Source organism: Aeromicrobium sp. Leaf289 (assembly GCF_001423335.1).
Taxonomy (GTDB): domain Bacteria; phylum Actinomycetota; class Actinomycetes; order Propionibacteriales; family Nocardioidaceae; genus Aeromicrobium.
The window spans coordinates 277,509-290,418 of record NZ_LMNK01000003.1 but is presented as its reverse complement, the minus strand read 5'-3'; the positions used below and the strand labels follow the sequence as shown (position 1 = coordinate 290,418).

The 12,910-nt window shown below is 69.5% G+C and carries 11 protein-coding genes; 3 read left to right on the top strand and 8 right to left on the bottom strand.

The genetic code is table 11. The annotated features are described in order from the left end of the window. From ASF37_RS12510 to ASF37_RS12495, 4 genes are all read right to left on the bottom strand, one after another. Positions 1–549: class I SAM-dependent methyltransferase (locus tag ASF37_RS12510; protein ID WP_056580937.1), on the bottom strand; the 549-nt coding region annotated here is incomplete at its 3' end. Between the two features lie 70 nt (positions 550–619). Continuing rightward, the coding region (locus tag ASF37_RS17490; RefSeq protein ID WP_235499996.1) for a hypothetical protein at positions 620–1,714 on the bottom strand (1,095 nt) is incomplete at its 3' end. A gap of 62 nt (positions 1,715–1,776) precedes the next feature. Continuing rightward, positions 1,777–5,295 (bottom strand): CDP-glycerol glycerophosphotransferase family protein, encoded by a 3,519-nt coding sequence (locus tag ASF37_RS12500; RefSeq protein ID WP_056580929.1) that lies wholly within the window; start codon positions 5,293–5,295, stop codon positions 1,777–1,779. A 143-nt stretch (positions 5,296–5,438) separates the two neighbouring features. Then, complete coding sequence (locus tag ASF37_RS12495; RefSeq protein WP_055969195.1) at positions 5,439–6,557, bottom strand: citrate synthase 2; 1,119 nt, start codon at positions 6,555–6,557, stop codon at positions 5,439–5,441. Between the two features lie 80 nt (positions 6,558–6,637). On the opposite strand from ASF37_RS12495, the gene pdxH reads away from it, so the two are divergent. Then, positions 6,638–7,294, top strand: coding sequence for a pyridoxamine 5'-phosphate oxidase (gene pdxH / locus ASF37_RS12490; protein ID WP_056580977.1), 657 nt, complete (start codon positions 6,638–6,640; stop codon positions 7,292–7,294). 12 nt (positions 7,295–7,306) lie between these two features. On the opposite strand, the gene ASF37_RS12485 is transcribed toward pdxH, so the two are convergent. Beyond that, positions 7,307–7,585 carry a hypothetical protein gene (locus ASF37_RS12485; protein WP_156368059.1) on the bottom strand — a complete coding sequence of 93 codons (279 nt, stop codon included), beginning with the start codon at positions 7,583–7,585 and terminating at the stop codon, positions 7,307–7,309. A gap of 50 nt (positions 7,586–7,635) precedes the next feature. On the opposite strand from ASF37_RS12485, the gene ASF37_RS12480 reads away from it, so the two are divergent. Further along, positions 7,636–8,904 carry an MFS transporter gene (locus tag ASF37_RS12480; RefSeq protein ID WP_200914439.1) on the top strand — a complete coding sequence of 423 codons (1,269 nt, stop codon included), beginning with the start codon at positions 7,636–7,638 and terminating at the stop codon, positions 8,902–8,904. A gap of 173 nt (positions 8,905–9,077) precedes the next feature. On the opposite strand, the gene ASF37_RS12475 is transcribed toward ASF37_RS12480, so the two are convergent. Beyond that, on the bottom strand, positions 9,078–9,794 hold the full coding sequence (locus tag ASF37_RS12475) for a hypothetical protein (protein ID WP_056580926.1): 717 nt from the start codon (positions 9,792–9,794) through the stop codon (positions 9,078–9,080). Positions 9,795–9,882: 88 nt separating this feature from the next. Continuing rightward, the gene (locus ASF37_RS12470; protein ID WP_056580922.1) at positions 9,883–11,238 is read right to left on the bottom strand and encodes a deoxyribodipyrimidine photo-lyase; all 1,356 of its coding nucleotides are present in this window, start codon (positions 11,236–11,238) and stop codon (positions 9,883–9,885) included. A gap of 46 nt (positions 11,239–11,284) precedes the next feature. Here ASF37_RS12470 and ASF37_RS12465 point away from each other — a divergent pair, with 46 nt between their 5' ends. Continuing rightward, positions 11,285–11,974, top strand: coding sequence for a metal-dependent transcriptional regulator (locus ASF37_RS12465; RefSeq protein ID WP_055969178.1), 690 nt, complete (start codon positions 11,285–11,287; stop codon positions 11,972–11,974). Between the two features lie 24 nt (positions 11,975–11,998). Here the strand turns inward: ASF37_RS12465 and ASF37_RS12460 are convergent, their stop codons facing one another. Next, positions 11,999–12,910 carry an NAD(P)H-binding protein gene (locus ASF37_RS12460; RefSeq protein WP_156368198.1) on the bottom strand — a complete coding sequence of 304 codons (912 nt, stop codon included), beginning with the start codon at positions 12,908–12,910 and terminating at the stop codon, positions 11,999–12,001.

Genomic DNA, 12,910 nt, shown 5'->3' with positions numbered 1-12,910 from the left:
GATGGCGATGGCTCGGTAGAGCTCGGGGTCTTCGTCTCCGTAGGGGGAGAGTCCGGTGCCTTCGGTCTCGTCGATGACGGTGTAGCCGAGCGCGGTGATCTGATCACGGAAGGCGGCGGCGCTCTGGTAGCGCCGGTAGTGGCCGCCGTGGACCTTGGCGTTCGCTTCGTCCTTRTCSGTTCGGAACTCCACGGCGAGGTGGTCTCCGGGGCGGGCGTGTTCGGCCACGGTGTTCAGGAGCCCTGCCTGGACTTCGGCGGTGATGGAGTGCAGGAAGAAACGCATGTAGGTCAACAGGGGCTTGTCGTCCTCGCGGGCGGAGGTGATCTCGGTCGCCAGGGCTGCGGTGTCGCTGACGTCGCAGGTGCGGAAGCGGAGGCGATCTGCGATCCCCGCGCGCTCGGCCTTGCGACCCGCGTGGTCGACGCCGATGTGTGAGCGGTCGAGCCCGGTCACGTTGCGGCCTGATTGAGCGAAGGTGAAGGCGTCCCGTCCGTCACCACAGCCGAGCTCGAGGATGGTGGTGGGCAGATCGCTGCGATCGAGCACGGCTGAGCAGAACGTCGACCCGGAGGTGAACTCGGTGTGGGCGTAGAAATTTGGCGGCCGTCGGGCTCGNGTCCCGTCCGTCACCACAGCCGAGCTCGAGGATGGTGGTGGGCAGATCGCTGCGATCGAGCACGGCTGAGCAGAACGTCGACCCGGAGGTGAACTCGGTGTGGGCGTAGAAATTGGCCCAGTAGACCTCCTCGACGAGCCGAGGTTCGAGCACGCCGGCCTTTGCCTCTGAGGATCGCTTCGACCGCGCGACGGCCCAGGAGAAACCGGGATCGGGGACGCGCCACGTCGGGCCGTAGAAGTGCTCCACAACTGTCTCGGGACTCTCGGGCACCATGACCGAGTGGCCCGAGATCTTCGCCTGCTTGGGTGAACCCCAGCTGCTTCGGTTCAGATCGCCGGCGCTCGAGACACCGAAGGGAGCCTGGAGCTTGCCCTCAGCGTCGAAGAAGAGATGGAAGAGATCGATGCGTGCACCGCGATCCTCACGGTCATAGACGTGCAACGCCGTCGTGTGGCACTTGACGAAGAGGCCAGCCTCGATCAGCTCGAACGCGATCTGCTGCAGCTCGACGGCCGCCGACTCGCCGCTCGTGTGCGACGAGACGTAGCAAGCGTCGAAATCATCGTCGTGGCCGAGGAATGCTCCCTCCCGCACCAGACCGAGGAGTGTGCCGTAGGCCACGACGACCGGATACCCGCCGAACGAGTCCACGACCTCCGCTGTTCGCCGATACAGCGTCGTCACTCGTGTCTGCCACTCATGGTCCAAGCGCTTGGACAGACTCAGTCGGCCACGGGTGTCGAAGACGTACCCCTCGGTGAACTTCCCGGCCAGCTCCGTCACCCCGTAGGGCCCGTCGTTCGCGGACCGCTTGTAGATGCCCTTGCCCGCCATGGGCAGGGGTTCTCCGTCGACGCGAACGGTGATGGCGTCCTGTCGCGACGTGTATTGCCACAGGTCTCGGACAGGCAGCCGGAAGGAGTGCGCCACGTCGAAGGTGTTGGCGCGGCTGGGACCCGCGGCGTACGTATGAGCGACGAGGAGATCGTTCAGGTAAAGCTCGACACGGGCCGGAGCCATGCTCTGCCGCGACGTCACCCAGCCGGTCACTTCACCACCGGCGAAGTTCTCCACCAGGCCGCGAGGGCCCATGGAGAGAATCGTGTCTCGCCAGGGTTCCATGTGAATGCTGCCTTCCTCGAGAACGACGAGTCTCAGTCGTCGTTCTGCTGGTCTTGGGAAACGACGTGGGGGTCAGCGAGGAGCCAGTCCACCACACGGGACGCCGCGTTCCCGTCGTCCCATGGCGCGTACGTGCGTCGAAACTCCTCGTATGCGCGGCGATACTTCTGGGTGAGGGCATCCTGCTTCTTGAGCCCGCGAGCCAGCGGTGCGACGCTGGTGACGACAGGACCCGGTGCGATGTCCGCCAGGTCCAGGTACATGCCTCGGCGCTTGGCATACGCCTCGAGGTCGGGCACGAAGAAGTGCATCGGGCGACCTGTCACGGCGTAGTCGAACATGACGGACGAGTAGTCGGTGACCAAGACGTCGGAGACCAGGTAGAGATCATTGATGTCGTGGTGACGGGTCAGGTCGACGATGTTCCCACGGGAGCGGTCACCATCCGCTCTGCGGGCGTTGAAGCTGTGGCCTCGCAGCACGATCGTCCATCCGGGTCCGAGCAGCGCTGACAACCGGTCGAGGTCGAGTCCTTCGAAAAGCGAGGCGGTCCACCCCGATCTGAGTTCCTCGCGGAATGTCGGCGCGTAGAGCACGACCCGTGTCTCAGGGTCGAGACCCAGGCGTGCGCGAAGTGAGGAGTCGTCGTCACCTCGTGCGAGTCTGTCGTTTCGTGGGTAGCCGCTCTCCAGGACCGTGCCCTGGAAGAGGAAGTCCGAACGGATCAAGTCGGTCATGTAGGGACTCGGCGACACCGCGGCGTCCCAGGCGGCGGCTTCCGCAGCGATGGTGGCGAGACGCTCGCGGGCGTCGTGTTGCGCTCTAGCCTCCGAGGCGCCTACGTGCTTCAGGGCCGTACCGTGCCAGGTCTGAAGGTGTCGTTGATGAGCGCGCCGGTGGAGCCCGTCGAGGCCACCGTAGTTGTTGACGACGTAGCGAGCGCGGGCCAGCGTTTCGTACCAGTGGCGGGTGCCCTTGAGTACTGGAACGGCACCCGGCGGAACAGGAACCGAGAAGTCACTCACACCCCAGTGGCTCGTCAGGGGCAACCCACGCGCAACGATCTCGCGGTGGATCGCGAGGGCGCTGTCAGCGGCTCCCGCACCCATGTCGACGGAGAAGAAGACCGAGTCACTAGGGTTCACGACTGCCGTGTCATCGAAGGCGCGACGGTTCGCCTCGAGCGCGTAGCGGCCGAGGTCGACGTCGGGGACGGGCGGCTGAAGCTTGAGCGACAGCCGTGCGAGCGCCGCTCGATCGAGCTGACCTCGCAGCAGACTTGTCCGGAAGTGAAGAGGCAGGTCGACGGCACCTGAGTTCGAGACGAACACCTGCTTCTCGGTCTTGGTCTGTGCCGCCTGCGCCACCACGCTGTACGTGCCGCTCGGCAGCGCGCGCTCGATCCCATACCAGTCCTCGGCGTGAAGAGGTAGCACCGCGGTGAAGCGCGCGCCGTCCACGACCACGGGTGTCCAGTGGTCAAGGTGAGCGGAGCTCGCCCTCAGTCCGATCTCGACGTCGACCGGCTGGTCGTCGAAGTACTCTCCCTCGAGTATCAAGCAGCCGTTGTCGCACCAGCTGGACGTCACGAGGAGTGTGTCGCGGCGCTCGGTGACGACTGCCTCGCCCCACAGGTTGAACTCCGCGATGAATGACCCGGAGCGAACGTGAGCGCGGTCTTCGGGGATCCAGGAGACTGGACGCAGGGCGCCGTCGCTGTCGCGTGCCCTGAGTTTCCACGTGGTCCAGTACCGGCTGGGGTGGGTAGGGAACACCGCGGCGGAACCTGACCTCACGCCGTCGGTGCGGAACGCCACCACGGCCTTGGTGTCCGTGCTCGTCGCCACCAACTCCGCCTCGCTATCGGGGTGAACGGCGACCACGGATCCGTCGATGTCGACAGAGTCGAGCCGGTACTCGGTGGTACTCGCGACGAGGCGCAGCGGCTTGTTCGCGTCCGTTGCTCCGCGCACGGAGATCCCTGGCGCCGGCAGCGTCGTCCCGAGGACCGCACAGGATCCTCCACGCCAGATCGTGTCGAGCGGCGTCTCTTGCTCGAGGCCGTCTTGGCGGACACGGACGGTGAAGGACCAGGTTCGCGCATTGTCCCGAGAAACGTCGGCGAGTAGTGGGACGAGCGGCACGAGCGCGACGAAACCGTCTTGGTCATGAGGACGCGTGCGGTCGCGTGCCCACTCGTTCGCCTCGGGGGATGCGCAACGATCCGTCGCGAAGACGTGAGGCGCCTCGTCGTCGGCCGATCTCGCAAGCAGCTCGATCTGCTGGGAGCCGTCGGTGACGGCAGGGATGTAGGCGTAGCCCTCGACACGGAGCGTCGCGCGGTCCGACCACGATGCGTGCGTCAGCGTCGCGCGCAGGGGACGCTCGCCGGTCACGTCGAGCACGTCGACTGCCAGGTCGTCCGTGCGGACGGGGAACGCTGATCGATCGATCCGGGCGCGGCTGTCCTCCACCACGATGGGAAGGGCGTCCGCGTGTTCGATGTACCAGTCGCGGACCCGTTCGATCTCGGATCCGCGGTGAGCAGCCAGCAGCTCGAACAGGACGCGTCGTTCCTGGGACGTGTTGGCCTTGACCTCAGCCGGTGCTCCCACCCAGTACGTCTGAGCGGCTTCCTCGAGAAGGGAGATGAACTCCGGGGCGGGCGAAGCGCCGGCGCCGATGCTGCGCAAGTAGATCCACAGGTCACCGTCGAGCGTCTTGAACGTGAAGGTGTCGCGCATGGCGGTTGTCTCGCCGTGGGTCTGGAGCAGGCCGTCGACGGTGGCGATCATCTCGAGCTTGTCAGCCAAGTTGGAGGTCTCGATGCGACGCTGGGAGATCGAGTCGCCCTCGTCGCGCAGGCGCCATAGGTACACGTGCTCCGCGATGACGTCGACGCCTGAGGCAAGGAGAAAGACCTCGCACATCGGTGCCATGTCCTCGTACAGCTTCCGCTCGGGGAAGTGGATCGCGTGACGGCGGAAGAAGTCGGTCCGGAACACCTTGTTCCACGCGACCATGTCGAGAAGCAGCGCGGGTTCCTGGGCCACGCTGATGGAGCGCCGCGTCTGCACGTGGGATCGCGACTGGTTCCAGGCCTGCCAGCGCCTGCCGGACTGCAGGCGCTGGACGTTGCCGGTCGCCACGTCGGACTCCGACCGCTGGAGCGACGTGACCATGCGCTCATAGGCGCCGGGCAGGACGATGTCGTCGCTGTCGGCGAAGGCGAGGAACTCGCCCCGCGCGAAACGCACGCCCGTGTTCCTTGCGGCCCCCAGCCCGCCGTTGACCTTCTCCACGAGACGAACACGCTCGTCGTGTTCCACGTAGCCCTGGCAGATGGCGGGGGAGCCGTCGGTCGATCCGTCGTCGACGAGGATGAGCTCGAGCTTGCGATGGGACTGGCCCAGGATGCTGTCGATGGCCTCGGCGAGATAGGTCTCGACGTTGTAGACCGGCATGACCACGCTGAGGAGACCTCGGCGCTGGGCCTTGGTCGTCGGACGCCCAGCCGGCCGGACCAGCTTGCGCTTCAGATCCTCGGACACCCGCTGGCGCACTCCTCGCGGCAGCCGGGGGTAGACGTCACGGGCCCACTGGCGTGCAGTTCGAGTCAACGCTTTGCTCCGAAGGTTGGCAGGGTCGCGGCCCGATCATCTCAGATGTGAGCGGTCTTGCCAGGATTTTCGGCTCAGCCCTTCGCCCACTCCTCGTTCCAGCCCTCGACCTCGTCGGCGCTGCGGGGGTCGGGTCCGGTGTAGACCGACGAGGGCCGGATCAGGCGGCCCTTGTTGTACTGCTCCAGGATGTGGGCGCTCCAGCCGGCGGTGCGCGCCGACGTGAACATCGCGGTGAACATGTTCGGCGGCACCTCGGCGAAGTCGAGCACGATCGCGGCCCAGAACTCCACGTTGGTCTCGAGGACGCGGTCGGGGCGGCGCGCACGCAGCTCGGCGAGTGCAGCCTGCTCGAGCGCCTCGGCCACCTCGGCGCGGGGGGCGTTGAGCTCCTTGGCGGTGCGGCGCAGCGTGCGGGCACGGGGGTCCTCGGCGCGGTAGACGCGGTGGCCGAAGCCCATGAGGCGCTCGCCGGAGTCGAGGAGGTTCTTCACGTAGGCCTCGGCGTCGCCGGACTTCTCGACCTGCTCGATCATGTGCAGCACGCGCGAAGGGGCACCGCCATGCAGCGGGCCCGACATGGCGCCGACGGCACCGGAGAGCGCTGCGGCCACGTCGGCACCGGTGGAGGCGATGACGCGAGCGGTGAAGGTGGAGGCGTTCATGCCGTGCTCGGCGGCCGAGACCAGGTAGGCGTCGATCGCCTTGGCGTGGTCGGGGTTCACCTCGCCGCGCCAGCGCATCAGCATCCGCTCGACGATGGTGGCCTGCTCGTCGATGACGGCCTGGGGCACCATCGGCTTGCCGACGCCGCGGGCGGCCTGTGCCACGTACGACAGGATCATCACGGCGGTGCGGGAGAGGTCCTCGCGGACCTGCTCGGGGGTCTCGATGTCGTAGAGCTGGCGAAGGCCCCACGCCGGAGCGGTGAGGGCGATGGCGCTCTGCACGTCGGCGCGGATGTCGCCGGAGTGCACGGGGATCGGGAACGGCTCGGCCGGCGGCAGGCCGGGCTCGTAGTGGCCGTCGACCAGGAGGCCCCAGATCTTCTCGAACGGCACGCGGCCCACGAGGTCGTCGATGTCGACGCCGCGGTAGCGCAGCGCGGACCCTTCCTTGTCGGGCTCGGCGATGTCGCTCTCGAACGCGATGACGCCCTCGAGCCCGTGGTGAACCTTCACGTCTTCAGCCATGGCTGCATTGTGCCCTGGACCGCAGGGCCTGTGTGCGGCGCGTCCTGCCGGTGGTCCTGAGCCGCACTACCGTGGTGGTCATGACCGGCTCCCTCGACGCGGCACGGCTCGCGGCCATGCGCAGCGAGTACGAGAACGCCGGACTCGACGAGGGCACGGCCGGTGATGACCCGATGGACCTGTTGAGGCGGTGGCTCGACGACGTCGTCGACGCGCAGGTCCCCGAGCCCAACGCCATGGCGCTCGCCACCGCCACGCTCGATGGTCTCCCGTCGGTCCGCACGGTGCTCATGAAGGGGCTCGACGACCGGGGCATCACGTTCTTCACCCACTACAGCTCCCGAAAGGGAGTGGAGCTGGCAGCGAACCCGCGGGCCGCGGCCACGTTACTCTGGCACCCCGTGCAGCGCCAGGTGCGGCTGGAGGGACACGTCGAGCGGCTGCCGGAGGAGGAGAGCGACGCCTACTTCGCGAGCCGGCCGCGGGGCGCCCAGCTCGGCGCAGTCGCGTCGCACCAGTCGCGGCCGGTGGCCGACCGTGCGGCCCTCGAGGAGCAGGTGCGCGAGGCCACCGAGCGGGCGGGAGACGCCGAGGTCCGACGGCCGTCGACGTGGGGTGGCTACCTCCTGGTGCCGACCACCATCGAGTTCTGGCACGGTCGGCGCAACCGCGTGCACGACCGCCTGCTCTTCCGCCATGAGGGCGCCAGCTGGACGCGCACTCGCCTCCAGCCCTGAGACCGACCCGACTCAGAGCACGAGGGCCGCGGTCACCACCGCCGGCAGCACGCCGAGCAGGGTCCACGGTGAGACCGGCGAGAGCCGGTGCACCAGCCGGCCGGCCGAGACCGCGGCGGTGCCGAGCGCGCCCATGATCACGACCAGCACGATCGCGGCGTCGTGCCGCTCGCCGGCGAGCATCGTGACCGCAGCGGCCAGCGCTCCCAGGGGGAAGCAGGACACCGCGACGACGAGCAGGCTCACGATCCACTGCTGAACCTGCTGCGTCGTCATCGGTGGCCGGGCCATGACGTGATCCTGCCAGCGAGGGTCGGTCAGCCATGCGCCAAGATCGTTGCGTGGGGAGACTGTCAGGGGTGGCCGGTGCGGTGCTGACCGACGTACGTCCGCTGCGCGCGTCACCGGCGTACCGACGGTTGTGGCTCGGCCAGACCGTCTCCGCGTTCGGCCAGCAGATGACGATCGTCGCGATCGCCTACGAGGTCTACTCGCTCACCACGTCGTCGTTCTCCGTCGGCCTCATCGGCCTGGCCGGACTCCTGCCCCTCGTGCTCGGCGGGCTCTACGGCGGTGCGCTCGCCGACGCCTTCGACCGACGTCGGGTCGCCCTCGTGTCCGCCCTCGGACTGTGGCTCTGCTCGATGGCCCTCGTCGCCCACAGCCTGGCCGGCGTCGACTCCGTCGGCTTCCTCTACGGCCTGGTCGCCGTGCAGTCGGCGCTGTTCGCGGTCAACCAGCCCGCGCGCTCGGCCATGCTGCCGCGCCTGCTGCCGGCCGACCTGCTCCCGGCCGCCAACGCCCTCGGGATGGCCGCGACCAACCTCTCCTTCACCGCCGGACCGCTGCTCGGCGGGCTGCTCATCGCCTGGAAGGGTGTCGACGCCGCCTACCTCGTCGACGTCGTGCTCTTCGTGGCCGCCCTCTACTCCCTGTTCCGGCTGCCGGCGCTGCCGCCGCTCACCCGCCAGCCCGTCCCGGGCCTTCGGTCGGTCGTCGAGGGGCTGCGCTTCCTGCGCACCGCACCCAACGTGCGCATGACGTTCGTGATCGACCTGTTCGCGATGGTGCTCGCCCAGCCACGCGCCCTGTTCCCTGCCCTCGCCGTCACGGTGTTCGCGACCGGCCCGGAGACCCTCGGGCTCCTGCAGGCCGCTCCCGGCATCGGTGCGGTGATCGCGTTCCTCGTGTCCGGCTGGGTGAGCCGGGTGCACCGGCACGGGGTCGCCGTCGTCGCAGCCGTGTGCGTCTACGGTGCCGCGGTGTCGGCGGCAGGGGTGTCGGTCTTCTCCGGCGCGAGCCTGCTGTGGTTGTGCGTGCTCATGCTCGCCTGCTCGGGTGCGGCGGACATGGTCAGCGCCGCCTACCGGTCGACGATCCTGCAGACCGCGGCCCCCGACGAGCTGCGCGGCCGCATGCAGGGCGTGTTCATCGTCGTCGTCGCCGGTGGCCCGCGCCTGGGCGACTTCGTGATGGGCTCGCTCGCCGGCCTGGCGGGGGAGGCCTGGGCGATGACGATCGGCGGGGCGCTGTGCGTGGCCGCCACGGCCTGGTTCGGCCTGCGGTCGCGTGGGTTCCGCGCCTACGACGCGCGCGAACCCACGCCGTAGCGGGTGCTCGACGCGTCGTTCGACTCGTCTGAGGTAGGTAGCGCACCGAACGGGCGCGTCTGAGGTAGGTCTCGCACCTCATGCGCCGTCGATGAGGTGCGACACCTACCTCAGGCGGGGGTGTCAGGTGCGCTACCTACCTCTGACGAGGGCACGGAGGTGACGAGGAAGGGTCAGGAGAAGCGGGCGAGGTCGATCTCGATCCACACCTGCTCGGCCCGACCCAGCAGCTCGCCGTCGACGGTGTGCAGGGCGGTGGCGGTGCGGAACTTGCGGCCGTCGCGCTCGCGCAGGAGCCCCGACGCGAGCAGCGTCTCGCCCGCAGTGGGACGACGCAGCACCTCGGCCGTCATCCGGCCCAGCACCATCGGCTGCGCGGTGAAGTCGGCGGCCCAGCCACCGGGGCAGTCGAGTGCCGCCCACGTGGTGGGGACGTCGAGAAGGCCGTCGCTCCCGGCCACGGCGGGGTCGGGGGTCCAGGTGCCCGCCGTGCGCCCGTCGCCCACCGGACCGGTGAAGAGCCGCAGGCCGTCGCCGGGCTCGCGAGCCGTGCCGCAGGTGAAGCACAGGTCGAAGGGGTGCGACGCGAACCCGGGGTACGACGCCACGCCCTGCTCGGCCTCGTCGACGCTCGGGGCGGTGAGCGGCTCGTGCTCGAACGACCCCGACGTCGCCTCGCCGATGAGCGCGCCACCGGCCGTCACGAGTCGCACCTCCTCGGGGTGGTCCTCCCAGGTGAGCGGGACCTCCAGCGGGGGCGGCTGCCGAAGGGTGGCCGTGACCACCGTGCTGCCGTGCCGCTCCTGCTGCTGCGCGGCGAGCAGGCCGCTCACCCAGCCGCCGTTGCCTGAGTGCTCCGGGCCGTTGAACCTGCGGGGGATCGTGGTCACGGGACCACCGTAACCACGCCGCACGGTCCGGGCGACGACCCCGGTCCCGAAGCTCTCGCGTCAGGAGTCCGGTCGCCGGCGGCCCTGATCAGGAACGCATGGCCTCGTAGCGGCGCAACGACTCCTTGCGCTCCTCGGCATGGTCGACCATCGGCCCGGGGTAGTCCGCCAGCGGCTCGTCCAGGCGCCACGGCTCGTGGACGAACCGGTCCGGGACGTCGCGCAGCTCCGGCACCCACCGGCGCACGTACGTGCCGTCGGGATCGAACTTCTTGCCCTGCGACGTCGGGTTGAAGATGCGGAAGTACGGGGCGGCGTCGGTGCCGCACCCGGCCACCCACTGCCAACCGTGCTGGTTGGAGCAGGGGTCGGCGTCCACGAGCAGGTCGAGGAAGTGGTCGGCGCCCACGGTCCACTCCAGGTGCAGGTCCTTCACCAGGAAGCTGGCCACGATCATCCGCACGCGGTTGTGCATCCAGCCCTCCGCCTGCAGTTGCCGCATGCCGGCGTCGACGATCGGGAAGCCGGTGCGGCCGTCCTTCCACAGCTGCAGGTCGCCGCCGGGGTGGTCGTACTCCATCGTCTCGAACCGCTTGTCGTAGTAGCCCTCGAGCGTGTCGGGCCGGTGGTGCACGACGTCGGCGTAGAACTCGCGGAACGCCAGCTCACGCGCGTAGGCCTCGGCGCCCTTGCCGCCCCGCTCGGCCAGGTCGGCGAGCATGGTGCGCGGGTGGATGGTGCCCCACTTCAGGTGCACCGACATGCGCGACGTCGCGTCGCGGCCGGGCACGTCGCGCAGGTCGTCGTACTCGTCGACCTGGTCGATCCAGTCGCGCCAGCGCCGGCGCGCGGCCTCCTCGCCGAGCGGGGGGAGGGTGACGCCCTCGGGCGGGTCCACGTCGGGCAGCTGGGTGGTGCGCACGTCGGCCTGGATCCACGGCACCGAGCGGACACCCGGGGCCGGAGCGCGCCATCCGTGGGCCTGCCACGCCCGGTAGAAGGGAGTGAAGACCCGGTACGGGGTGCCGTCGTCCTTGGTCACCCGACCGGGCGCGACGGCGTACGAGGAGCCGGTGCGCACGAACGCCACGTCGTCGTCGGCCAGCGCCTTCTCGATGCGCTCGTCCCGGCCCGACTCGTACGGGCCGTAGTCGGCGGCCACGTGCACGCTCGACGCCTCCACGGCACGCGCCACCCGCGGCACGACCTCCTCGGGCTTGCCGTGCACCACCACGAGCCCACCGACGCGTTCGTCGAGGTCGCGCAGCAGTCCCATGAGGTACGCCAGACGGGTCCGACCGTTCGGCCCCCAGTAGTGGTCGTCGAGCACGAACATCGGCACGACGCCGTCGGGACCGGCCTCGATGGCCTCGCGCAGGGCCGGGTTGTCGTTCAGCCGGAAGTCGGATCGGAAGCACATCACGGAGGTCGGCACGGGCACCATCCTCACGCGTGCACGCGGTGTCTGCACCTCATGGAACAATGGCCGCGTGAGCGAGCTGATCGACACCACCGAGATGTACCTGCGCACCGTCTTCGAGCTGGAGGAGGAGGGCATCGTCCCCCTGCGCGCACGCATCGCCGAGCGCCTCCACCAGAGCGGGCCCACGGTCAGCCAGACCGTGGCGCGCATGGAGCGCGACGGCCTGCTCACCGTCGAGGGCGACCGCCACCTCGAGCTGTCCGACAAGGGTCGTGCCCTCGCCACGCGGGTCATGCGCAAGCACCGTCTCGCCGAGCGCCTGCTCACCGACGTCATCGGGCTCGAGATCGAGTTCGTGCACGAAGAGGCCTGCCGCTGGGAGCACGTCATGTCCGAGCAGGTCGAGCGTCGGCTCGTCGAGCTGCTCGAGCACCCCACCGAGTCGCCGTACGGCAACCCCATCCCCGGGCTCGAGGAGCTCGGCGAGGTCGTCGACGACTCCACGTTCCTGCACGGCGTCGAGCCGCTCACCAAGGTCACCGGCCGTTCCGACGAGCCCGTCCGCCGCATCGTCCGGCGCATCGCCGAGGAGCTGCAGAAGGACACCGAGGTCATGTCGGTCCTGCGCCGCGTCGGCGCGCTGCCCGGCAACGACGTGCTCGTCTCGCGCGGTCACGACGGCGTGGTCGTCGCCCGCCAGGGCGAGACCGCCGAGATCGACGCCGACGCCGCCGCGCACATCTTCGTCTCGGAGTAGACCCCGCCCAGGGCTGCCGCAGCGCTAGGGGCGCTGCGTGGCCTGGCGGAGCGCTGCCTCCACCGACGTCCGCCCGCCGGGCGGGAGCCCCACGAGGTCGTCGATGTCGTGCTCGGTGCACACCATGTCGAGCGACAGGCTGTGGACCAGGGCGGCGTTGAGCGAGCTGGGACCCGGCGCGACGGTACCGACGAGCAGGCTGAACGTGTGCGGCAGCAGCACGGGGAACAGCAGCGTCGACGGCACCCGTCGGCCCGCGGCCCGCGCGTGGGCCTGGATCAGCTCGCGGTACGTGACGACGTCGGGCCCGCCGACGTCGAAGCTGCGCCGCACCTCGCCCTCGAGGTCGGTCACGCCCACCAGGTAGTGCAGCAGGTCCTCGAGCCCGACCGGCTGCATCTTGTGCTTCAGCCACGTCGGCCCGACGACCACGGGCAGAAGGCGGGTGGCGACCTCCATGAGGTCGAACGACGCCGAGCCGCGGCCGATCACCATGCCGGCGCGCAGCACCACCGCGGGGACGCTGCCGCCGAGGAGGATCTGGGCGACCTCGTCGCGCGAGGCCAGGTGCTCGGTCAGCTCGCTGTCCGCGGGCGGCAGCAGGCCACCCAGGTAGACGATGCGCTGCACACCGGCCTCGGCAGCCGCCGTGGCGAAGGTGGTGGCGAGCACCCGGTCGGCGGCGGCGTAGTCGTCACCGTCGGACATCGCGTGCAGCAGGTAGTGGGCCACGCCGACGCCTGCCATGGCACGGGCGAGGACCTGCGGGTCACCCGCGTCGCCCTGCACCACCTCGACCGACGACACCCATGCGGCGTCGGGCAGTCGAGCGGGGTTGCGGACGAGCACACGCACCTCGTCGCCGCGTGCGACGAGCCGCTCGGCCAGGTGCGCCCCGACGAAACCCGTGACCCCGGTGACCAGCACCGGCGCCAT

Bases quoted from the DNA above. Each gene is read 5' to 3' on its own strand.
- ASF37_RS12485 (WP_156368059.1), bottom strand. From the start codon at position 7,585: ATGGCCCGGCCACCGATGACGACGCAGCAGGTTCAGCAGTGGATCGTG.
- ASF37_RS12470 (WP_056580922.1), bottom strand. From the start codon at position 11,238: ATGGTGCCCGTGCCGACCTCCGTGATGTGCTTCCGATCCGACTTCCGG.
- ASF37_RS12495 (WP_055969195.1), bottom strand. From the start codon at position 6,557: ATGGCTGAAGACGTGAAGGTTCACCACGGGCTCGAGGGCGTCATCGCG.
- pdxH (WP_056580977.1), top strand. From the start codon at position 6,638: ATGACCGGCTCCCTCGACGCGGCACGGCTCGCGGCCATGCGCAGCGAG.
- ASF37_RS12460 (WP_156368198.1), bottom strand. From the start codon at position 12,910: ATGGCGCCGGTGCTGGTCACCGGGGTCACGGGTTTCGTCGGGGCGCAC.